This is a genomic window from Corynebacterium sp. TAE3-ERU16 (assembly GCF_019209935.1).
GTDB classification, from domain to species: domain Bacteria; phylum Actinomycetota; class Actinomycetes; order Mycobacteriales; family Mycobacteriaceae; genus Corynebacterium; species Corynebacterium antarcticum.
In genome coordinates this window covers 229068-250647 of record NZ_JAHUTN010000002.1, presented here as the reverse complement: position 1 = coordinate 250647, position 21580 = coordinate 229068, and the positions used below count along the sequence as shown (strand labels likewise).

General features: G+C 68.6%; 19 protein-coding genes. 15 read left to right on the top strand and 4 right to left on the bottom strand.

The window, feature by feature from the left end; all coding sequences use genetic code 11:
- Positions 1 to 45 precede the first annotated feature (45 nt).
- The 4 genes from KRX55_RS03245 (at position 46) to KRX55_RS03230 (ending at position 2789) form a co-directional block, all read left to right on the top strand.
- Positions 46 to 471: a YbjN domain-containing protein gene (locus tag KRX55_RS03245; protein ID WP_218406395.1), complete on the top strand. Its 426-nt coding sequence runs from the start codon at positions 46 to 48 to the stop codon at positions 469 to 471.
- Positions 471 to 929: a YbjN domain-containing protein gene (locus KRX55_RS03240; RefSeq protein ID WP_218406394.1), complete on the top strand. Its 459-nt coding sequence runs from the start codon at positions 471 to 473 to the stop codon at positions 927 to 929. Before KRX55_RS03245 ends, KRX55_RS03240 begins: the two co-directional genes overlap by 1 nt.
- 352 nt (positions 930 to 1281) lie before the next feature.
- Positions 1282 to 1851: a sigma-70 family RNA polymerase sigma factor gene (locus KRX55_RS03235; protein WP_200260277.1), complete on the top strand. Its 570-nt coding sequence runs from the start codon at positions 1282 to 1284 to the stop codon at positions 1849 to 1851.
- Complete coding sequence (locus tag KRX55_RS03230; protein WP_218406393.1) at positions 1848 to 2789, top strand: hypothetical protein; 942 nt, start codon at positions 1848 to 1850, stop codon at positions 2787 to 2789. Before KRX55_RS03235 ends, KRX55_RS03230 begins: the two co-directional genes overlap by 4 nt.
- A 103-nt stretch (positions 2790 to 2892) precedes the next feature.
- Here the strand turns inward: KRX55_RS03230 and KRX55_RS03225 are convergent, their stop codons facing one another.
- Positions 2893 to 3264: a DUF5319 domain-containing protein gene (locus KRX55_RS03225; protein ID WP_218406392.1), complete on the bottom strand. Its 372-nt coding sequence runs from the start codon at positions 3262 to 3264 to the stop codon at positions 2893 to 2895.
- Positions 3265 to 3505: 241 nt separating this feature from the next.
- Between KRX55_RS03225 and guaB the strand changes: the two genes are divergently transcribed.
- The 3 genes from guaB (at position 3506) to guaA (ending at position 7956) form a co-directional block, all read left to right on the top strand.
- A complete protein-coding gene (guaB, locus tag KRX55_RS03220) occupies positions 3506 to 5032 on the top strand; it encodes an IMP dehydrogenase (protein ID WP_218406391.1) in 1527 nt (508 codons plus the stop codon).
- Positions 5033 to 5084: 52 nt separating this feature from the next.
- Positions 5085 to 6293, top strand: coding sequence for a GuaB3 family IMP dehydrogenase-related protein (locus KRX55_RS03215; protein WP_218406390.1), 1209 nt, complete (start codon positions 5085 to 5087; stop codon positions 6291 to 6293).
- 76 nt (positions 6294 to 6369) lie between these two features.
- Complete coding sequence (gene guaA / locus KRX55_RS03210; RefSeq protein ID WP_218406389.1) at positions 6370 to 7956, top strand: glutamine-hydrolyzing GMP synthase; 1587 nt, start codon at positions 6370 to 6372, stop codon at positions 7954 to 7956.
- A gap of 72 nt (positions 7957 to 8028) precedes the next feature.
- On the opposite strand, the gene KRX55_RS03205 is transcribed toward guaA, so the two are convergent.
- Positions 8029 to 8490: an excalibur calcium-binding domain-containing protein gene (locus KRX55_RS03205; RefSeq protein WP_255567518.1), complete on the bottom strand. Its 462-nt coding sequence runs from the start codon at positions 8488 to 8490 to the stop codon at positions 8029 to 8031.
- 309 nt (positions 8491 to 8799) lie between these two features.
- Between KRX55_RS03205 and KRX55_RS03200 the strand changes: the two genes are divergently transcribed.
- On the top strand, positions 8800 to 11031 hold the full coding sequence (locus tag KRX55_RS03200; protein WP_218406387.1) for a hypothetical protein: 2232 nt from the start codon (positions 8800 to 8802) through the stop codon (positions 11029 to 11031).
- Positions 11032 to 11040: 9 nt separating this feature from the next.
- Here KRX55_RS03200 and KRX55_RS03195 read toward each other — a convergent pair whose 3' ends face one another.
- Positions 11041 to 12366 (bottom strand): PspC domain-containing protein, encoded by a 1326-nt coding sequence (locus KRX55_RS03195; RefSeq protein WP_218406386.1) that lies wholly within the window; start codon positions 12364 to 12366, stop codon positions 11041 to 11043.
- A gap of 113 nt (positions 12367 to 12479) precedes the next feature.
- On the opposite strand from KRX55_RS03195, the gene KRX55_RS03190 reads away from it, so the two are divergent.
- From KRX55_RS03190 to KRX55_RS03175, 4 genes are all read left to right on the top strand, one after another.
- Positions 12480 to 13685 (top strand): ATP-binding protein, encoded by a 1206-nt coding sequence (locus tag KRX55_RS03190; protein WP_218406385.1) that lies wholly within the window; start codon positions 12480 to 12482, stop codon positions 13683 to 13685.
- A 48-nt stretch (positions 13686 to 13733) separates the two neighbouring features.
- Positions 13734 to 14429, top strand: a complete 696-nt coding sequence (locus KRX55_RS03185) for a response regulator (RefSeq protein ID WP_218406502.1) — start codon at positions 13734 to 13736, stop codon at positions 14427 to 14429.
- Between the two features lie 115 nt (positions 14430 to 14544).
- Positions 14545 to 15366: a hypothetical protein gene (locus KRX55_RS03180; protein WP_218406384.1), complete on the top strand. Its 822-nt coding sequence runs from the start codon at positions 14545 to 14547 to the stop codon at positions 15364 to 15366.
- Positions 15363 to 16997 carry a Y-family DNA polymerase gene (locus tag KRX55_RS03175; protein ID WP_218406383.1) on the top strand — a complete coding sequence of 545 codons (1635 nt, stop codon included), beginning with the start codon at positions 15363 to 15365 and terminating at the stop codon, positions 16995 to 16997. The genes KRX55_RS03180 and KRX55_RS03175 overlap by 4 nt, the downstream gene beginning before the upstream one ends.
- An 11-nt stretch (positions 16998 to 17008) precedes the next feature.
- On the opposite strand, the gene KRX55_RS03170 is transcribed toward KRX55_RS03175, so the two are convergent.
- Positions 17009 to 17680: an AMIN-like domain-containing (lipo)protein gene (locus tag KRX55_RS03170; RefSeq protein ID WP_218406382.1), complete on the bottom strand. Its 672-nt coding sequence runs from the start codon at positions 17678 to 17680 to the stop codon at positions 17009 to 17011.
- 154 nt (positions 17681 to 17834) lie between these two features.
- Between KRX55_RS03170 and KRX55_RS03165 the strand changes: the two genes are divergently transcribed.
- Genes KRX55_RS03165 through KRX55_RS03155 form a run of 3 tightly spaced genes read left to right on the top strand, consistent with a single transcriptional unit; the run spans position 17835 to position 21525 of the window.
- On the top strand, positions 17835 to 18872 hold the full coding sequence (locus tag KRX55_RS03165) for a sucrase ferredoxin (protein ID WP_218406381.1): 1038 nt from the start codon (positions 17835 to 17837) through the stop codon (positions 18870 to 18872).
- On the top strand, positions 18869 to 20482 hold the full coding sequence (locus tag KRX55_RS03160; protein WP_218406380.1) for a glycosyltransferase: 1614 nt from the start codon (positions 18869 to 18871) through the stop codon (positions 20480 to 20482). Before KRX55_RS03165 ends, KRX55_RS03160 begins: the two co-directional genes overlap by 4 nt.
- The gene (locus tag KRX55_RS03155; protein ID WP_218406379.1) at positions 20479 to 21525 is read left to right on the top strand and encodes a putative glycoside hydrolase; all 1047 of its coding nucleotides are present in this window, start codon (positions 20479 to 20481) and stop codon (positions 21523 to 21525) included. The genes KRX55_RS03160 and KRX55_RS03155 overlap by 4 nt, the downstream gene beginning before the upstream one ends.
- The last annotated feature ends 55 nt before the right edge of the window (positions 21526 to 21580 follow it).

Below are 21580 nucleotides of genomic sequence, written 5' to 3'. Positions count from 1 at the left end.
TGCGGGCCGCAGGCCCGCGCAGACCAGTGAAAGGAAGTGCAGCACATGGCTTTACCCAGGGTCACCGATGCCCGGGTGGAGAACTATCTCACCGGAAAAGGGCTCAGCTTCTTCAGGGACGGTGACAACGACATCGTCGTCGGCTACGAGGAGATCCTCTTCTTCTTCACCATCGGAGAGGACCTGCTCCGGATCGCCGGTTATCGGCGTGGAAAGCTGAAGGACGATGAAGGTCGCGCGGCCGCAGCCGCCAATGCCCTCAACACCGAAATGGTTATGCCGAGAACGGTCATTTCGGGCGACGGCAACAACATCGTTTTCGAGAATGTGGTCGACACCGACACCGGGCTCACGGATGGGCAGCTCGGCACCTTCATAGACGTCGCGTTCGAGGTCAGTTTCCGCGCGGCCGACAGAATCGACGAAGAATTTCCCGGCCTCGTGCAGCCGGTGGAAGAGGGAGACAACTGATGGCCTGGTTCAAGTTTGGTTCGAAGAAGGTCGTGGACGAACCCACGCCGGTCACCCCGCAACGCCTGGAGGAGTCCCTGGCCAGGCAGAACCTCGCGGTGTCGAAGATGCAGGGTGAATTGCCCGTGTACTACTGCTTCTTCAACGACATTCCGGTCATGTTCATCCTCGCATCCGACGCCTTCGCCGTCGTCAGCGCCGAGATGCGCCCCCGCCTGCCCGTCGACCGGGAGGATGATGTTCTCGGTTGGACGACGGCATTCAACGCCGGGAACCACCTCATCACCGCACTGAAGAAACGTGACGCCGACGGAATCCACATCAAGGCCGAGGGCGGGATTTTCATCAAGGCCGGTCTCACGGACGCGCAGCTGGACAAGCAGCTCGATCTGATGCTCAGGGGTGTGCTGCCCGCCATCGACAGATTCTGCACGGAGTTCGAACTCACCACCGGATAGGAGACCCGGCGGTCCGAAGGGATCTCCAGGTGTTTTCCCCGGGGACGACCCCATGGTCGGTGGGAGAGGCCGGTGGGGTGACCTGTAGGGGTGCGGCAGGGGGGCAGGAGATCGGGAACACCTGTGACGGAGGGGCCCGATCACTGGCCGGTGGTGGCGTATCGGGGCCGGTTGAACCGGTATGGGGCGGGACCCTGTGCCGACCGTGGTCTGTGTCGGGCCTCACCCGTCGGGTGCGTCAACTAGACTGTCGAGGCAGTGAGCCCGTGGCTCCACCCTCCGGCACCATGCCGCAGATGGAGATCCCGGGTGAATGTGACCAGGAAAGTCGGAACATGCAGAGGTCCACAGCGTGAATGATTCAGAGCGCGAACTGGCGGCACTCGTGCCGTTGGCGGCCGGCGGTGACCGGTCCGCGCTCCAGCGGATCATGGAGATCGTGCACCCGATGGTGCTGCGGTACGCCCGCGCGCGGATCGGGGGCGGGCGGCACCCCACGCCCGAGGACGTCGCCCAGGAGACCTGTCTCGCGGTCACGACGGCCGTCGCCAACTACGTCGACCGGGGCCGCCCATTCATGGCGTTCGTCTACGGGATCGCCTCCAACAAGGTCGCCGATGCGCACCGGTCACTGTCGAGGGACCTGTCGAATCCCACCGATGAAGTTCCCGATTACATTCGGGAGGGAGACACACCGGAAGACTACGCGCTGGTCAACGACGGTAGTAACAGAGTGCGCGCACTTCTCGATTCATTGAGTGACAAGGCTCGCGAAATCGTCACCCTCCGGGTGTTCGTGGGCCTGTCCGCGGAGGAAACCGCGCGAATCGTGGGGAGTACCCCAGGAGCAGTCAGAGTTGCCCAGCACAGGGCGCTCGCGGCATTGCGGAAGAAGCTGAATGAGCAGGAGCGCCAGGCATGAGTGACCGCCGACCCGAGGACGCGGGCGTGGGGGCAGGACAGGATGACAACCTGTTCCGCACCGACGCCTTCCTGAACGACCTCGCCCACGGTGTCGACCCCTCCGGGGGAAACGATGAACTTGCCGGGCTGCTGCTCGGCCTCAAGGCGGAGGTCGACGCCCCGATGCCGCCGGCTCCCTCGCTCGATCAGCCGGGTCTGGTGGATGAGTCACCTGTGACGACGCGGTTCGCTCCCGTCACCGGGTCCGCTGCGGAGAAGACCGCCACCGGTGGCGGCGCGCGGGTGGTCAGTCTCGCCGGTCGTCGCCGGGCGGTCCCCGGTTTCGTCCACGGACTGATCGGTGCGGCGGCCGCGACTCTCGTCATCGCCGGCGGTGGCACCGCCGTGTACAACGCGGAACCCGGTAGCGCGCTCTGGGGCGTCAACACCGCCATGTTCGGTGACCACGCCTCCGTCGTGGAGCTCGCGAGCACGCTGGAGGAGGCGGACAACCGCAACGCCAACGGTGATGTCGCCGGAGCCCTGGAACTGCTGGAACAGGCCAGGGTCATGGCGAAGGAGATCAACACGCGCAACGCCGCCAAGGCGGACCCCACCAGGCACACGGCCGTCCCCCAGACCGTGACGGTCACTGTCACACCTGAACAGCAGACGCCGCCGGAACCCGCGACGGTCACCGTCACCGCCTCCGTCGAGGGGCCCGCGTCGCCGCCGGACAGCACCCTCCCGGGCGCCGTTCCCGGAATACCCTCCCCGCCGTCCGGGATACCCCCGTCAACCTATCCGCTGCCGGTGCCGGACGGTGTCGACGACACCACCCGACCACCGTCACCGGACGGTGGTCACGGAGCGACGGCCGACAACGTCGGCGAAGTAGTGGACCCCGTACCGACCGGGACGCCCACGACCGGAACGGATCCGTTCCCCGGTCGGTGAGCTGCCCCGCGCGGACGACGAAACCCCGGAATCCTGTCTGGAGGATCCGGGGTTTTCCCGTGTCCCGGGTCAGCGAGAAACGAGGTTGCCGTGTCGGTGCCGGCTACCGCGCCTCCATCCCGTCGAGGAATCCGAGGCAGTAGTCCCAGGGCACGTAGGCCGAGGGATCGGGGCGGACGGACGGTTCATGCACCGGGGACAGCTCCCCCGCGAGGGTGGCGCGCATGTTCGCGGCCATGATGTCCCAGTCGTAGTAGTGCTGTTCGTCGCAGTCCTCGCACATGAAGAACACCCCGAGAACCCCCCGGGGTTCCAGTGCGCGCCGGAATTCCCCGACGAGCTCGAGGTCCTCCCGGACACGTTCCCGGTCCTCATCGCTGAGTGGCGGCAACGGTTCGTCCGCCTCGAGGAACGATGCGGGATCATTCGGGTCGCCCGCGAAGGGGTCCGGAGGCATCATAGAATCAAAGTTCACACAGGCCACCCTAAGGGTGCGGCCCGTAAACGGCAACCAAAGACAGGCGAAACGAACCTGCGGTCGGTGACCCCCGTGACCACCCTGCGCGCTACTGTTGTATGTCATGGCACCTCTCCGAACCGACTCGGTGCGTGCCTGTTTTCCGGAGCTGTCCGTGAGAACAGGTTCCGGGCGTCGTTCCGGGGAGGGGAACCCCGTGCCGATTCAGTCCCACCACCCGAGAAAAGGATGACCCACCTTGACTGACAACCGCGTCTCCACCGGGGGCGACGACCCGAACAAGGTCGCGCTCGTTGGCCTCACCTTCGACGATGTCCTGCTGATCCCGGACTCCTCCGATGTGATCCCCAGCGAGGTGAACACCTCCTCGCAGCTCACGCGGAACATCCGGCTGAACATCCCGTTGATCTCGGCTGCCATGGACACGGTCACCGAAGCGAGGATGGCCATCGCGATGGCGCGGCAGGGCGGCATGGGTGTCCTGCACCGCAACCTGTCGGTGGAGGATCAGGCCCAGCAGGTCGAGATGGTGAAGCGCTCCGAGTCGGGTATGGTCACCGACCCGGTCACCTGTACCCCGGACATGACGATCGGCGAGGTGGACGCCCTGTGCGCCCGCTACCGGATCTCCGGTCTCCCCGTCATCGACGGGGACCGCAGGCTCGTGGGCATCTGCACGAACCGGGACATGCGCTTCGAGCGGGACTTCTCCCGGAAGGTCGCCGAGGTGATGACGGCGATGCCGCTCGTCGTGGCGAAGGAGGGCGTGGCGAAGGAGGATGCCCTCCAGCTGCTCAGCGCGAACAAGGTGGAGAAGCTCCCCATCGTCGACGACGAGGGACGTCTGGTCGGGCTGATCACCGTGAAGGACTTCGTGAAGACGGAGAAGTACCCGGACTCATCCAAGGATTCGTCCGGACGTCTGCTCGTGGGTGCGGGCATCGGTACCGGTGACGATTCCTGGGGCCGCGCCGCGGCCCTCGTCGACGCGGGCGTGGACGTACTGGTCGTGGACACCGCCCACGCCCACAACCGCGGGGTGCTGGAGATGGTGTCCCGGGTGAAGAAGGAATTCGGCCACAAGGTCGACGTCATCGGCGGCAACCTGGCCACCCGCGCCGCGGCGCAGGCCATGATCGACGCCGGTGCGGACGCCATCAAGGTCGGCATCGGCCCCGGTTCCATCTGCACCACCCGCGTCGTCGCCGGTGTCGGTGCACCGCAGATCACCGCGATCATGGAGGCCGCCGTACCCGCGAAGGCCGCCGGTGTGCCGATCATCGCCGACGGAGGCATGCAGTTCTCCGGCGACATCGCCAAGGCTCTGACCGCCGGCGCCTCCACCGTGATGCTCGGCTCGCTGCTCGCAGGCACCTCCGAGGCACCCGGTGAGACGGTCGTCGTCAACGGCAAGCAGTACAAGATGTACCGCGGCATGGGGTCCCTCGGCGCGATGCAGGGCCGTGGCCTGAGCGGCGAGAAGCGTTCCTTCTCCAAGGACCGCTACTTCCAGGCCGACGTCAAGAGCGAGGAGAAACTCGTCCCCGAGGGCATCGAGGGACGCGTCCCGTTCCGCGGTTCGATCGACACGATCACCCACCAGCTCGTCGGCGGGCTCCGGGCCGCGATGGGGTACACCGGCTCCGCGTCCATCGAGGACCTGCAGCGTGCCCGGTTCGTCCAGATCACGGCCGCCGGGCTGCGGGAATCCCACCCGCACGACATCCAGATGACGGTCGAAGCCCCCAACTACTACCAGCGCTGAACCCCGGCCGCCCGGCTCCGGCCGGGCACACCACCCAAGGAGCACCACCACCATGCGTGACATCGTCGAAATCGGAATCGGGCGCGAGGCCCGCCGCAGCTACCGGCTGTCGGACATCCAGATCATCCCCTCCCGGCGCACCCGGTCCTCGAAGGACGTCGACACCAGCTGGCACATCGACGCCTACACCTTCGACAACCCGTTCATCTCCCACCCGACCGATGCCCTGGCCACCCCGGAGTTCATCATCGAGATGGGCCGCCAGGGCGGCCTCGGCGTCATCAACGCCGAGGGGCTCTGGGGCCGGCAGACCGACCTCGAGGGTGCCGTCGAGCGCGTCCGCGAGGCCGTCAACGCCGAGATGTCGGGTCCCGAGTTCTACGGTTCCGAGGCGACCCGTGTCCTGCAGGAACTGCACGCCGCGCCCATCGACGAGGATCTGCTCACCGCCCGTATCGCCGAGGTCCGCGCCTCCGGCACCACCGTCGCCGTCCGGGTCACCCCGCAGCACGCCCGGGAACTCGCCCCCGTCGTGATCAAGGCGGGTGCCGAGCTGCTGTTCATCCAGGGCACGATGATCTCCGCCGAGCACGTGGCCACCGGTGGGGAACCGCTGAACCTCAAGGAATTCATCGGCTCCCTCGACGTACCCGTCATCGCCGGCGGTGTCGCGGACTACACCACCGCGCTGCACCTCATGCGGACCGGCGCGGCCGGTGTCATCGTCGGCGGCGGCGCGAGCACCAACGACGTGGCACTGGGCATCGGTTGTCCGATGGCCACGGCCATCGCCGACGCCGCCGCGGCCCGCCGCGACTACCTGGATGAGACGGGTGGCCGCTACGTGCACATCATCGCCGACGGGGAGATCGAGACCTCCGGGGACGCGGCGACCGCCATCGCCTGCGGTGCGGACGGCGTCATCCTCGGGCATCCGCTGGCGAAGGCGCGCGAGGCCGCTGCGAAGGGCTGCTACTGGCCCCATTCCGCGGCGCACCCGCGGTTCCCCCGGGGCATCGTCGAGCCATCCTGGGTGGATGCCACGCTCGCCGCGGAGCTGAACGGGAATGACTTCGACAGCACCGACACCACGGAGAACGCCCCCACACTGGAGACCGTGCTCCACGGTCCGTCCACCGATCCGCACGGCATGCTCAACTACGTCGGTGGACTGCGCCGGGCGATGGCCAAGTGCGGCTACACCGACCTGAAGAGCTTCCAGCGGGTGCAGCTCAGCGTCTCCGCCGGCTTCGGTTTCTGAACTCCGTGATTCCCCGTGCCCGGAATGGTCTGTTCCGGGCACGGTACGGGTCGGTGGGTGCGGTAAAGTACGTCCCGTGACTGACTCAAAGCAAGCTACCGCAACGAATCACCGCCCGGTGCTCGTCGTCGATTTCGGCGCCCAGTACGCGCAGCTGATCGCCCGTCGGGTGCGTGAGGCACGGATCTACTCCGAGGTCGTCCCGCACACCGCCACCGTCGAGGAGATCAGGGCCAAGAACCCCGCCGCGCTGGTGCTCTCCGGTGGACCGTCCTCGGTCTACGCGGAGGGCGCGCCGGAGCTGCGCCCCGAGCTGCTCGACCTGGGGATCCCGGTGTTCGGTATCTGCTACGGCTTCCAGGCCATGACCCACGCCCTCGGGGGCACCGTGGCCAACACCGGGGACCGCGAGTACGGGCGCACCGACCTCAACGTCAACGGCGGCGTCCTGCACGACGGCCTCGAGGCGACCCACAAGGTGTGGATGAGCCACGGCGACGCCGTGCACGCCGCACCGGAGGGTTTCACCGTCACCGCGTCCTCCGCGGGCGCACCGGTCGCAGCCTTCGAGTGCGCGGAACGGTCCATGGCCGGTGTCCAGTACCACCCCGAGGTCCTGCACTCCCCGCACGGCCAGGAGGTGCTGACCCGGTTCCTCACCGAGATCGCCGGGATCGAGCAGAACTGGACCGCGGCGAACATCGCCGACGAGCTCGTCGAGGCGGTCCGCGCGCAGATCGGCCCCGAGGGGCGTGCGATCTGCGGGCTGTCCGGTGGCGTCGACTCCGCCGTCGCCGCGGCCCTGGTGCAGCGCGCCATCGGTGACCGGCTGACGTGCGTGTTCGTGGACCACGGTCTGCTGCGTGCGGGGGAGCGGGAACAGGTCGAGCGGGACTTCGTCGCCGCGACCGGCGCGAAGCTGGTCACCGTCCACGAGCAGGACGCCTTCCTGTCGAAGCTGGCCGGTGTCACCGATCCCGAGGCCAAGCGCAAGGCCATCGGCGCGGAGTTCATCCGTTCCTTCGAGCGCGCCGTCGCCGGTGTCCTCGAGTCCGCCCCCGAGGGATCCTCGGTGGACTTCCTGGTGCAGGGCACCCTCTACCCGGACGTCGTCGAGTCCGGTGGCGGCTCCGGTACCGCGAACATCAAGAGCCACCACAACGTCGGTGGCCTGCCCGACGACGTCGAGTTCGAGCTCGTCGAGCCGCTCCGCCTGCTGTTCAAGGACGAGGTCCGTGCGGTCGGTCGTCAGCTCGGCCTGCCGCAGGAGATCGTCAGCCGCCAACCCTTCCCGGGGCCGGGCCTGGGTATCCGCATCATCGGTGAGGTCACCGCCGAGCGTCTGGAGACGCTGCGTGCCGCGGACCTCATCGCCCGTACCGAGCTCACCGCCGCGGGCCTGGACGGGGAGATCTGGCAGTGCCCCGTGGTGCTGCTCGCCGACGTCCGTTCCGTCGGCGTCCAGGGTGACGGACGCACCTACGGGCATCCGGTCGTGCTGCGCCCCGTGTCCTCCGAGGACGCGATGACCGCCGACTGGACCCGCATCCCCTACGACGTCCTGGAGCGCATCTCCACGCGCATCACCAACGAGGTCGCCGACGTCAACCGCGTCGTGCTCGACTGCACCTCGAAGCCCCCGGGAACGATCGAGTGGGAGTAGATTCCGCACCCGTTCCGTGAGGAAGGCCCCGCACACCCTGTGCGGGGCCTTCCTCCTGTCTCCGGCCGGAGATCACTCGCAGGCGACGCCGTCGCCGTCCCGGTCGAGCTTCCGGCTGTACCCGGGGCTGCCCTCGTAGAGTGGCGCGGCACCTGCCGCACGGGCCTCCCGGCAGTTCGAGAAGTGCGTGGACGCGGGGCGGGCGGGTGCCGGCGCGGGAGCGGGGGCGGGGGCGAGAAAGCCCTGCATCCGGGTGTCTGCCCCCGGCTCAGGTGCTGCCCCCGGCTCAGGTGCTGGCGCCGGTTCCGGTGTCTGTGTGCCCGTCGTCCCGGCGGCGGTCTCGGTCTCCGTGCTTGTCTCGGTCCGGACCTCCGTGATGCTGTCCGTGACCGTCACCCGGCCGCCCGTGTCGTCTCCGGCCGGTTCGTCCGGGTCATCGCAGGCGGTGAGCAGACCCAGCGACAGGACGGTTCCGAGAGTCAGCGACGTGATCCGCGCGACACGTGCGGGTCCGGATCTGTGCTGGGGTGACATGGTTTTCCTCGATTCGGGTGGCTGTACGGTGCGGTGGGGGTCCCGGGAACGCCCGGAGAAACTCTCAGTTCCCACGGTAGGTGATGCTGACCGGGTGATCCGCCGTATTCCGGTCATGCACCGCATCCGGAGGTACAGGATCCGCCGCTTCCGGTCCGGGCACCGCGGAACGACCCCGCGGACGGAGGAATCCGGTCTGGGTTACTGTGGGGGAAAGCCGCCCTCCGGGGTGGTCAGCTCTGCCCCGGGGCGCCGGATGGCCGGTCATGGCCCGGGCCGGTACCCGTCGAAGAACAGGTGGCAGTCAACGTGGACAGGAATCCCGCACGTATCGTCCTCCCCGGTGTGATCAGTGCTCTGATCGCGGTCGTCGTGATGATCTTCATGCTCCTGGTGGTCGAAGGTGGCTCGATCGCCACCGCGATGCGGCTGGGGTATTCCGGGCCGACGCTCCGGGCGACGGCCGCCGGTGCCGGCGACCTCGATCCGGAGGAGCAGGTGGAGCTGCAGCGGGAGATCGCCGATCTGGCGGATTCCCGGGGCATGTCGGTGCTGGCCTTCTCGAGCGGCGGTACCGGGGCGTTCGCGGTGCACGATCCGGACGGTCGCTTCCACGTCGCGGGCCTGGACGAGCTGGATGCGGAACTGGGAAGGGACCGCACCCTGATCTCCACCGCCCTGCCGGAGACCCCGGGGGAGTCGGCGCGCACACCGGTGTTGTCGGCGTCGCAGGAGCGGAGATTCCTCCATGAGACGGTGTTCAGCACGCCTCTGGATTACCCGATCACGGGAACATTCCCCGCCGGTGCCCTGGTGGGCAAGACCCCGGTCGTGGCGCTGCAGGGCTTCGAGGTCCCGGGCCCCCGGGACACGTGGCTGTTCGCCGGTGACGGGGCACCCGAGCTCGCCGGCGCCGTCGGGGATGTTCTCCGGTCGGCCGGTCTCGATGATGTGGAGACGACCGTGGCGCTGCCCCGCTCCGGCAGTGACTTCGCCGGTTCCACGTTCGGGAAGTTCAGTGTCGCGACGATGCTGCTCCTGCTCGCCGTGGGCGTCGCTCTCAGTGTGACTCAGCTACGTCGTGTCGACGGCAGGGCAGGGCTGATCCGGTTCGCTTCCGTGCTCGCCGCGGGTGCCGGGGCCGGGGTGCTCGCGGTGTGGCTGGTGTACCTCGTCAGGCTCAGTGCGACGACGCTCGTCGGTTTCGGGACGGTGTTCACCGTCGGGCTGCTGTCTCTGCTGTTGTGCGCCGTGATCTGGGCGGTGATCATCGGGGCTGTCCTGATCATCCCCGCGAAGATCTCCCTCGGCGACCTCGGGAAGGGGAGAGCCGTGGGGGGCCGGAGGCGCGGTCTGCCCGGGGACCTGGCATCTGTTCCGGGATGGGCGGTGCTCTGTGTCGTCGGTGGTCTCGTCCTCGGTATGGCGCTCACCTTCGCGACAGCGCGCAGTGGCGGGGAGATGCGGGAGCTGGGGGTCGCGGCGAATGAACCGGACGGGCCCGTCAGCGTGCTGCGGACTTCCGACGTGGATCCCGAATTCCAGGCCCGGATGGAGGAGATTTCGAAGGCGTTCGAGGTACGCCCCGATCTGCTGGTGCTCGCCGGGGAGATGGAGGAGAATCCGGGTCTCACCGCGCAGATCCCCGTCGCCGATGACAGGGTCCTGCTCATCGTCGGGCAGCCGGAGTCGATCCCGGCCACCGGCCAGCTCCGCCAGGGGGTCGCCGTGGTGTGGGGGGACACGGAGACCGTCACCGGTTCCGGTGTCACCGATGGCCTCACCGTCATCCGGGAGGGGAACGATCCTGCGGCGGTGTCGATGCTGGACGGCACCGGTGCACCGAACCGTCCGGACAACCGGCCCATCGTGGCCCTCACCCCGCGGGACTTCTCGGTTCTCGACCCCGATCTGCTCCCGGGGACGCGCGAACTCGCCGAATCCGTCACGTGTCTCTGCGACCCGGATGAACTCATCGGGACGGCGTTTGTCCTCACCGGACTGGTGGGGGATCAGGAATCGGGTGATCGTGTCTATCCCATCGCGCGTGACGGTGTGTACACCGATGTCCAGCGGTCCTCGGCCACGGCGGCCCTGCTGACCGCGCTGCTGTTCGCGGTGGCCCTCTCCGTGTTCTACCTGCTGACGCTCACCGCCGGTGCCCGGATGTGGGAACGCCGCCGTGCCGACTACGCGGCGGACCGGGACGCGGGGGTCAGTGGTTTCGTGCTGCACCTGCGTCGTCAGCTGTTCACCGCCGTGCTCATCACGGTTCCCGTCGCCGCCGGTTTCCTGGTGGCCTACCGGCAGATCGCGGGCGGTGACCCCGCCCCCACGCTGTACGGGGCGCAGCTCGCGGGAGTGTGGATCGCTGTGTTCGTCGCCCATCTGCTGGTCGGGTCCCCGGGATTCGTGCGGGTCAGGGAGCTGCTCCGCGCGGAGGGCGGTGACCCGGATGCCGACCGCGCCGACAGGGACCACGACACCTGGTCCGACGGTCTGCGGGAACGGTTCCGGGCCGTCCTCCGCGGGCGGGAGTGAACCCGCCGGTCACTCGGTGTAGACCACGACCTTGCCCACGCCGTTCGACACGTCGAGGGTGAGTCGTCCGCCCTCGGCACCGGGGTTGTAGTCACCCGGTGTGCACACCAACTTGCCGACGCCGTTCGAGCAGTTCAGTGTGACCGGCACATCGGTCGGCAACCACACGACGGTCTTGCCCACGCCGTTGGACACGGCCACCTTCCGGCTCTCGGTCAGCGGTTGCAGTCCACGCAGATCCAGTTCGGTTTTCCCGACACCGTTGTCCACGTCGGACGGGAGAGTGTCCCCGGACGTCGGGGCGATGCGGGTCGATGCGGTGTCACCCCCGACCCTGAAGTTGATCCTGGGGGTACCGCCCGCCGTGACGCTCAGGGCCACGACGGTGCCGATTCCCAGGATCAGCGCGGATTTGCGCAGACCTCCCCGGGAGAGCATCCCCACGCCGATGCCGGTTCCCCCGAGGAGTGCCCCGACGCAGAACGTCCAGGCCACAGAGGGAACGGTGAGGGCGAAGAACGCCGTACCGATGCCGAGCGAGATCAGTCCGATCCCGCCCGCCGCTCCGATCACGAGTGCGATGATCCCGCCCGCGGTGATCCACCGGTTCCTGGTTGGCGGCGGAGCCGGGACGGGACCCGGCTCCGGGAGGTTCCACAGCTCGGGTACCGTGCCCAGCGGATCCCAGTCTGGCGGCACCGGCTGTGCGTCCGGAATGTCGTAGCCCTCGGCAGGCTTCAGGTGCACGAGACCCGGGTTCGGTGAGACCCGCATCCCGTTGTCTCCGGGTTCCGGTGACCGGGTTCCGGTGTCGGCGTCTGCTCCGTTGTCGGTGGTGTCGGGGGAGGTGACGAGCAGTCCCTCCGGGGGGTCCGGCTGCCGGTTGTGCAGCAGCCACCATGCGGCGAAGCCGGCGAGCGTCGTCAGCAGCGTCGACGAGGACAACACGTCGGAGGAACTGGCGGGCCAGGCGACCAGCAGCATGACGATGATCAGCGTGTAGCCGAGTGAACGTTCGCTCTTCAACCTGGGGTCGGAGCCCGCCCGGCTGATCGCCTCCACCGGGGACACCGGGACGGACCAGCGCGGCATGATGAGCCACGCCAGGAGGTAGAGCAGCACTCCACCACCGCACAGGGCCGCGACGGTGAAGGCGACACGGATGAGAGTGGGATCGACGTTGTAACGGGTGCCGATTCCCTCGCAGACACCGGCGATCTTTCCGTTTCCACCCTGGTCGGAGGGGATACGGGGCGGACGGGTCGCCCACATCTGACGCAGGGTGTCGCTGATGTCGCGGGTACCGGGGGCCGTGGGGGGAGGTGTGTTGTCCATGTCTTCATTCTGATACCCGGAACGGTGGCGGCACATCAGGGACCACCCTGAATATCAGGAAATCAGGGTGGTCCCTGATGCTCCCTGATGAGACCGGTGCGATCATTGGGATCATGGCGACACCCCCTGCTCCGGCCCAGACACCACCACGGCCCTATCCCCGCTTCACCCGGGTCCGTCAGGGGCGCGTCATCGGGGGAGTGGCGACAGGGCTGTCCCGGCACCTCGGGGTCGATGTCCGGATCGTACGGTTGCTGCTCGCCCTCAGCTGCCTGCTCAGCGGTGCCGGGGTGCTCTGCTACGCGCTGATCTGGGTGCTGTTCAGTCAGACCGAAGGTGCCCCGGCCCCCGGAGCACCTGCCGGGGCGCCGGAGGCGTCACGGACGGATCATCTCCTGGTCGTGCTCGCCGTCGTCGGGTCGCTGGCCGCCTTCGCCCTGGTCGCCGGGTCGACGGTGGTGAGATGGTGGCCGCTTCTGATCGTCGGACTCGGAGCCGTCATCGTCTGGCGCACCTATGACCGCGGCATGGATTTCTCGGAGCTGCGCGGTGGGGTGCCCACGCTCCTGGCAGGCGGGACGCTCGTGCTCACCGGGATCGTTCTCGTGCTGGTGAACTGGGAGAACCGGCAGGCCTTCGGGACGACCCTCATGGCGGTGCTGCTCACCCTCGCGGGGGTCGCGGTTCTCGGCGTGCCACTCGGTTTGAAGATGTGGGAGGAACTCACCCTGGAACGTGCGGAACGTCTCGCGGCCGCCGAACGCGCCGAGATCGCCTCCCGACTGCACGACTCGGTCCTGCAGACACTCGCGCTGATCCAGAAGCGCGCCGGGGAGGACACGGAGATCGCCGCACTCGCGCGCAGTCAGGAACGTGAGCTCCGGCAGTGGCTGTTCGGCCAGCGGGAGAACGCTGCTGCAGGTGCCGCCACCACCGTGTTCGCCGCGCTGAAACTCGCGTGCGGGGAGGTCGAGGACACATACTCCGTCCGGATCGCACCGGTCACCGTGGGTGCGGACGGCCCCCTCACCGAGACCACCCGGGCGCTCGTCCTCGCGGCCCGGGAATCCATGGTCAACGCCGCGCGGCATTCCGGTGTCCGGGAGATCGACGTCTACGCCGAGAACCTCGCCGGGGAACTGTCCGTCTACGTCCGGGACAGGGGCTGTGGATTCGACCCGGAGAAGATCCCGGACGGACACCACGGGTTGGTGGAATCGGTGCGGGGCCGGGTCACCCGCGCCGGTGGCACCGTGCAGATCAGATCCGCCCCCGGAGACGGCACCGAGGTCATCCTCCGTGTGCCCGTCGACGGGTAATCTCGGGGGTGTGCAGATGCGACGGGTGAGGTGGACGGAGCGGACATGATCACGGTGTTTCTGGTGGATGACCACTCGGTGTTCCGCGCGGGGGTGCGGGCGGAACTGTCCGGGGTGGCGGACATCGTCGGGGAGGCGGGCACCGTGACTGAGGCGGTCGAGGGGATCGTCTCGACGGCCCCTGACGTCGTGCTCCTCGACGTCCACATGCCGGACGGTGGTGGATGTGCGGTGATCCGGGAGGTCCGGCGCCGGTGCCCGGACACGGTGTTCCTCGCGTTGTCCGTGTCCGATGCTGCGGAGGACGTGATCGCCGTGATCCGTGAGGGGGCACGCGGCTACGTGACCAAGACGATCTCCGGGGAGGAACTCGCTGATGCGGTGCGCCGGGTCCGGGACGGTGACGCGGTGTTCTCCCCGAGACTCGCCGGATTCGTTCTCGACGCCTTCTGTGCACCGGACGCCGGAGCCGGTGCCGGTGTGGTGGATGCACCTGAGGCGGACGCCGCCGTCGAGAGGCAGCAGTCGGTACCGCAGGCGGATCCGCTCGTCGACGCTCTCACCCGGCGGGAACTCGAGGTCCTGCGCCTGCTCGCCCGCGGATACACCTACCGGGAGATCGGCACGGAGCTGTTCATCTCGGTCAAGACGGTGGAGACCCACGCCTCGAACATCCTGCGCAAGACCCAGCAGTCCAACCGGCACGCACTCACCCGGTGGGCGCAGTCCCACAAGCTGGACTGACGAAACCTCCTTCCACCTGTGCTGATCGGGGATCGCCCGGATCCGGCTTGAAATCGCCGCGCACGTCGAGTTGACTGAGGATGTGAATGGAACACATGTTCGAACCGGTGACGGTGTGGTCCGCGCTCCCGACCTGTCCGGGCTGGACCGCCCGGAGCGTGTCCGTGCACTGAAGGCCGCACTCGCGACGATGGGCGGTGGATCGTCCCCGGTGACCGCGTCCGATCTCCGTTCCGCGCCGGTGTCCGGTGCGGCTCCCGGGGGGAGACACCGTTCCCTGCATACCGCCGGGAAAACCGGTGCGGCCGGTGTCACCGCGCATTCCGTGGTCCCGGTTCCAGGGGCGCTCGCCGACTGTCTGCCCGGGGGCGGGCTCCCGCGTCGTGCGATCACCACGGTGGCGGACTGCCCGGCGTTCATCATCGAGCTCCTCGCCGCCGCGACAGGAGGCGGCTCCCACGTGGCCGTGGTCGGGTGGCCGGATCTCCTGCTCACCGGAGTCGCCGACGCCGGTGGGGTCCTCGACTCGATCGTGGTCGTCCCGGACCCGGGGGACAGGTCCTTCTCCGTCGCAGGCATGCTCGTCGAGGGGATGGACCTCGTCGTCCACCGCAGTGCCGGGAACGTCCGGGTCAGTGCCACGCAGACCAGGTCGTTGCTCGCCAGGGTGCGGCGGGGGACCGCCGCCCTTCTCGTCGTCGGCGCCCGGTTCCCGGCACCCGCGGTGCGGATCGACGCGGACATCACGGCCTATCACGGCGTCGGTGCCGGTTCGGGCCGGATCAGAGGTTTCGATCTCTCCGTGGAGGTCGTGACGAAAGGGGCGCCGCCGCGGGAGGTTCTCCTGCGGGTGGGGCGGGATCCGGGGACTGATCCGCCGGGGGTCGCCCGACGGGCACCCCGGATTCCGGGGCTGCAGGTGGTCCGGGCGGGATGAGTGCCACCCGGATTCTGGCGCTGTGGTTTCCCGACTGGCCGATCCAGGCGGCCGTGCTCGCCGGTGATGTGCCCGATGGCGGTGCCCCGGTCGCCGTCGCGGGATCGGGCCCGGTGCGGGGCGTGGTGAAGGTCTGCGGGGTTCAGGCCAGGAAGGCCGGTGTGCGTCGTGGGATGAGATTGCGGCGGGCCCGCGAGATCTGTCCGGCACTGACACTGATCGACGACGTCCCGGAGCGCGACGCCCGCATGTTCGAGCAGGTGCTGGCCGGGGTGGATGATGTCGCCGCGTCCGTCGAGGTGCTGCGCCCCGGGCTGCTCATCGTCGACGCGGCCGCGGCGGCGAGGTACCACGGAGGGGAGGACACCGCGGCGCAGCGGCTCATCGACGCGGCGGCGCTCGCCGGTGTGGACTGTTTCGCCGGGATCGCCGACGAGATCGCCACCGCACTCATCGCCGCCCGTGTGGGGGCGGTGGTCCCGGAGGGCGGCTCCGCCGAGTTCCTCGCACCCGGGGACCTCCGGCTCGCTGTCGCGGAGGATGCGCTCGGTTGTGCTCCGGGCACCGTCGAGACCTTCGTGGAGCTCGGGGTGCGGACCTTCGGTGAACTCGCGGCTCTCCCCGGGCCGGCGGTGATGACCCGTTTCGGGGTATCCGGGGCCGCGCTGCACCGACTGGCCCGCGCGGAGACCGCCGGGGCGATCGCACCGGTACTCCCGGCGACCCCACTGGCGGTGAACCATGAACCGGACATTCCCGTCGCCAGGGTCGACGAGGCCGCGTTCCTCGCCCGCGCGCTGGCCACGAGGCTGCACCTGCGGCTGGCTGATGCCGGCCTGTGTTGTCGACGACTCAAGGTGCAGGCCAGGATCCTCGTGGACGGACGGGAGAGTGTGCTCGAACGGATCTGGCGCACCCGGGAACCGCTCACCGAGCAGTCGACGGCGGAGAGGGTGCGGTGGCAGCTCGACGGATGGCTCACGTCCCGCATGGCGGAGACCCCCGGTGCCGGAGTCCCGGACGACGGGGCCCCGGATTCCGGGATCGTCCGGCTGACACTCGACCCGGTGGAGGTCACGGCCCCGGAGGGGACGGGACTGTGGGACACCGGTACCGCGGCCGATGGTGCCGCGGGGCGGGTGATCACCCGGGTGCAGTCGGTGTTGGGGACGGATGCGGTTCTCCGTCCCCGGCCCACCGGAGGGCGGAGTCCGGTCGAACGCATCGAGTTCGTCCCGGTGGGGGAGGACCGCGGCCCGGTCCGTGATGCTTCCGGATGGCCCGGTGCGGTGCCCGGCCCGCATCCGGCCAGGTGCGGAGGGGGAGTCGCGCACCCGGCGTCCCGGGTGCGACTCCTCGACGCCGGGGATCATCCGGTGAAGGTGACGGCTGAGGTCCTGCTCGACCGACCACCGCACACGGTGCACTGGGGTACGGCCCGGTACCGGGTGACCGGATGGGCCGGGCCGTGGCCCGTGGACGAACGGTGGTGGGACCCGGATGCCCGGTTCAGGTGCGCGCGGGTGCAGATCATCGCCGAAGACACGTCGGATCGGGAGGGGGCCGGGTGCCAGGCGTGGCTGCTGATGTGGCTGAAGGAACGGTGGCTCATCGAGGCCAGCTACCGCTGACCGGGTCGGCCCTAGCCCCGCAGGATGTCGATGACCAGCCGGGAGGGATTCTCCAGGGTCTGGACGGAGTAGGGGTGTCTGCCACCGTTGACCCCGATGACGAACTGGGTTCGGCCCTCGAAGCTGATCCCGGAGGTCACACCCGCCACGATGGGGCCGGGGCCTGTGGTCGTCCCGATCTGCGGGGCTTCCATGCCGAGGTTGAAGGGGTAGGTGGTGCCGTCGATGTTGACCTCGATCGCGGAGTCTCCGGGGAACTCGATCGGGAATCCGCTCCCCTGCTCCGCCGGGCGGTCGTTGTAGTCGATGAACCAGCCGGGGGATCCGTCGCCGGCGAGATCGAAGACAACACGGTCGAAGCCCTCGTGCGTTCCCAGCCGGACCCCGGTGACCACGAGTTGCGCCCCCGGCTCCGGGCGCAGAGTCTTCATCGTGGTGTCGGCGTCCCCCAGCGGGGTGAGCCCGGCGTCGGCACGTGTGGCCCCGGTGGTTCCCGATTCATCCTGACCGCTCGGGGAGGACGTCCTCGTCATGGTGGAGGTGACGGTGCCCACCGCGGTGACAGGGTCGACCGAGCGATCGCCGCCGTCGGTGGTGCCGCAGGCGGACAGTGCGAGTGCGCTGGCCACCCCGATCACCCCGACAGTGTGTCGCGGCGAGATTTTCACAGGTGGGAGAGTCATGGCTTCACGGTAACTGTCGCCGGGGCATCAGGGAAAGTTCTCGGTCGAATTGTGTGGGATCGTGAGAGAATTGTTGTGAAAGACACCGTCCGCGGCGTCGGCCCGTGGCCGCCCACCCGGATGCGTCCGGTCCCGTCGTGGTTATTCTTGGCACATGAGTTCCAGAACGGATTCCGCCCGCCCCCCGAGGTGCTCCGATGCCCACGGTGAGCCGTTGCCGGGAACCGCCAAGAAAGGCACCACCTATCTCATCGTCGAGCATTCCCACGGGTGGGGGCGGGACGTGCTCGACGGGGAGGCTCTCGGTGGGGAACTCGCGGACCGGATCCGGGAATTCGTGGAGGGGGCCGGAGCCGCGTTCCACCTGATCCGCAGGCCGGGGCGACACTCCCACGAGGGGGTGCCGATCCGGGCCTACCTGATCTTCACCTCATCGCCGTCCCCGGACGCTCCGCCCCCGTCGATCGAGGCCTGTGACCTGCCCGGTGGGATGGAGGACGTGTTGGCCCTCGACCTGAGCGGGCCTGGGCGCAACGCCGTACTCGGGATGCGTCCGGTCTCCCACCCCCTGGTACTCGTCTGCACGCACGGCAAGCGCGATCTGTGTTGCGCGGTGAAGGGGCGCCCGATGGCGAGTGCCATGCGTTCCGCAGCCTCCTCGATGGAGGCTCTTCTCCGTGATGGAAGCACGGGGCCGTGTTCCGTCGACGGTGCCGGGAGTGAATCCGGTACCGGCGAGTCACCTGATGTGGTGTGGGAATCCTCGCACACCGGAGGGCACCGTTTCGCACCGTCGATGATTCTCCTTCCCTGGGGTTACTCCTACGGTCGGATCAGCACGGATCAGGGGATGGCGATGCTGGCGACCCTGGCGCGCGGTGAACTTCCGTTGCCCGGCCTGCGAGGCAGGGGCTGCTATGACGGTCCCGGCCAGGCGGCCGAGGTGTACGTGGCCGCGGAGCTGGCCGCGAGGGAATGTCCCGTGGCGCCGGGGGAACTCGCCGTGTTCTGGGACGGGGCCCCGACCGCGGACACCGTGCGACGCACGGTCGTCCGGCCCGGTGGAGGCCGCTGGTCGGTGGAACTCCGGCACCGGGACCTTCCTCCGGTCCTCAAGTCCTGCGGTAAGGAACCGGCGGCGGCCGACACCTGGGAAGTGACCGGATTCCTGCGTCTGGATCCGGGGGAGTGAATCAGCTGATCATCCGCAGGGCGGATGACGGGACGACTGAACTGCCTCCGGTCGATGTGCTGCTCATCGTCGATTCCGGGTATCCGTTCCACATCGGTGGCGTCGGGACGGTTGTCGATCAGCTGCTGGCGGGGAACCCGGAGCTGAGCTTCGGGATCGTTCACCTGTGCCTGACCGAACCGGAAACGGACTGCTACGGGGTGCCGACGTCGGTCCGCTGGATCGACGTACTGTCGCTGGTCGACACCGCCACCCGTCACCGCCCGGTTACCGGACCGATCGAACAGCTCCCCGCACTGCTGGAGACCGCCGCCACCGGCGACACGGTAGCGCTGGACCGATTGCTCGGGTACCTGACCGGCGGTGCACCTGACGCGGGGGCACCCGTCAGGGTGGTCGTCGATGCGCTGGCCTCACACTGGTGCACGACGGGGACCGCCCGGGTGGCGGTAGGGGCACTGGTGGATGTGGTCCTGGGACTGTCCGCGCGGAGTTATCCGGAGACCGGTGTCGTCCATGCACAGTCCGCGCGGTGGGCGGGTGCCCTCGGGGTGCTGGTCGCGTTCCGGACCGGAGCACCGCTCGTGGTCAGTGAGCACTCCCTGACGGTCGATGACGCCGCGCGGGATCTCGACGGGGTGCACTCCGCGGATCAGGTGTGGTTGCACTGGTACCGCGGGCTGGCGGTGGCGGTTCACGGTGCCGCTGATGCGTCGGTGTTTCTGTCCGAGCGGGCGGCGGAACGGGCCGGGAGGTTCGGGTGTCGGCCGCGACTGACCAGGATCGTGCCCAACGGCGCCCACCGGGTGGAGGGGATCGCCCGGATAACGTCGTTGATGCGCTATCTGTCCAGGGCATTCATTCCCACACGACGGAACAGGTTGCTGTGTCTCGCCCGGCTCGTACCGGACAAGGGGATCGAGGTTCTCGTGGCCGCGGTCGAACGGTTGGCTGCTGAGGGGAAGGAGATCGCCGTCGACTTCATCGGCCCGTTGGATGATCCGGAACTCGTGGCGCGGTGCCGGGAACGTGCGGACCATGCCGGGATCGGGGACCTGGTCAGGTTCGAGGGCGCCGTCGTCCCCCGCCGATTGCGGCCCGTGATCACCGGGTATGACGCACTCGTCCTACCGAGTCTGACGGAGGGGCAGCCGTTGGCGGTCCTCGAGGCCATGACATGTGGTTTACCTGTCGTCGTCAGCGACGTCGGTGATGTCGCCGACCTGGTCGCGGGCCCCGGACACCTGCCCGCAGGACCCGTCGTGGCTCCCGGGTCCGTGATGGATCTGGTGGATGCGCTGGAGACACTGACCGCGGGTGGCTCCCGGTACCGTGGCTGGGTGAGGGGGGCCCGACGGCGGGGCGCCGCGCGCCCTGCAACCCGGACAGTGACCGGCTATCGCGATGTGTGGCGGGAGATCGGCCTCGCGATCCCGGAAACTCGCGTACCTTCACCGGATGAGACGCCACGTCATGGTCCGGTGGTTCTGGGGAAGATGCCCCCCGGCCGCGCCGCGGATCGGGGTGCGCCCCGGGCATCCGGGGCACCGACCGCACGACACATGTTCGGCACCGGCTACAACCGTCCCCACCGAGGAGAGCACCAGTGAAACCACGTCCCAGACTCGCCTGGATCCGCTACGGCGGTCCGCTGACCGAGGCACAGCTCGCACTGGCGGCGCGGCGCTACCGCGCGGTGATCCTCCAACCCTGGGAAACCCGCTTCGCGGAACAGCTCAAGGCACGCAACAGCGATGTGACGGTGCTGGCCTACCAGTGTCTGTCGTCGATACGCACCTATGAGCCGGGCCCCGTCTACAGTTCCGGGTTACCTCCGGCCGAGGCCCGGGCCCTCGACACCTGTGCCCGGAGACTCGACGGTTCCCTCATCGAGTGGGCCCGGTATCCGGGCCATCTCCAGCAGCGGGTCTGGGATCCCCGCTACCGCGCCGCCTGGGTCGAAGCGGTGGTGGCGAACTTCCGGGACTCCCCGTTCGACGGGGTGATGGCCGACAACGACGTGTTCGACGACTACTACGACCTGTGTCCGCCGTTGGAGGGCGGGACGGGACTGCCGGTGATCCGCGATGCGCTCGACCGGTTGGTGTGCGCCGCGGGCCGGGCACTCAACGACGTGGACAAGGTTCTCGTCCCCAACATCGCCGAATCCCGGAGGGAGGAGGGGCGGTGGCGGAGACACAGCAGGTACGGAGGGGGGCTGGAGGAATGCTGGATGGCCTGGGGGACAACCGCCGGGCAACGACTGGACACGGCTGCTGTTCTCGCACAGGTCGAGAGCCTGACCGCGCCGGGACTCACGATCGCCCGGACCCCGGGGACAGGACACCCCGGGGATCCGTACCTCACCCTGGCGCTGGCCGCCGCCTGGGTGTTCGCCCCGACGTCGGACCTCGCGGTCACCGCGACGGACCACGACGGATACGATGCGGCCCCGTGGACGGAACTGGTGGACCTGGATCTGGGTGACCCGTGTCCGGAGGGGGTGGTCGAGCTGAGGGAGGGCGTATACGGGAGACGGCTGACCCGTGGCCGTGCTGTTATCAACCTGTGTTCTGAACGGGTGTATCTGGACTCCCGATGGGGAGGGGAATCCCTCGATCCGTGGCGTGGGGTTATTTGTTCGGATCATTGATCGGCAGGAAAATCAAGCTGAAACTCCATTCCGGTGTGTGGAAAGCTCTCAGTGT

Excerpts from the sequence above, each read along its gene's own strand:
- KRX55_RS03240 (WP_218406394.1), top strand. The coding sequence starts at position 471 with ATGGCCTGGTTCAAGTTTGGTTCGAAGAAGGTCGTGGACGAACCCACG.
- KRX55_RS03165 (WP_218406381.1), top strand. The coding sequence starts at position 17,835 with ATGAGTTCCAGAACGGATTCCGCCCGCCCCCCGAGGTGCTCCGATGCC.
- KRX55_RS03195 (WP_218406386.1), bottom strand. The coding sequence starts at position 12,366 with ATGGACAACACACCTCCCCCCACGGCCCCCGGTACCCGCGACATCAGC.
- KRX55_RS03190 (WP_218406385.1), top strand. The coding sequence starts at position 12,480 with ATGGCGACACCCCCTGCTCCGGCCCAGACACCACCACGGCCCTATCCC.
- KRX55_RS03230 (WP_218406393.1), top strand. The coding sequence starts at position 1,848 with ATGAGTGACCGCCGACCCGAGGACGCGGGCGTGGGGGCAGGACAGGAT.
- KRX55_RS03215 (WP_218406390.1), top strand. The coding sequence starts at position 5,085 with ATGCGTGACATCGTCGAAATCGGAATCGGGCGCGAGGCCCGCCGCAGC.
- KRX55_RS03170 (WP_218406382.1), bottom strand. The coding sequence starts at position 17,680 with ATGACTCTCCCACCTGTGAAAATCTCGCCGCGACACACTGTCGGGGTG.
- KRX55_RS03175 (WP_218406383.1), top strand. The coding sequence starts at position 15,363 with ATGAGTGCCACCCGGATTCTGGCGCTGTGGTTTCCCGACTGGCCGATC.
- KRX55_RS03245 (WP_218406395.1), top strand. The coding sequence starts at position 46 with ATGGCTTTACCCAGGGTCACCGATGCCCGGGTGGAGAACTATCTCACC.
- KRX55_RS03205 (WP_255567518.1), bottom strand. The coding sequence starts at position 8,490 with ATGTCACCCCAGCACAGATCCGGACCCGCACGTGTCGCGCGGATCACG.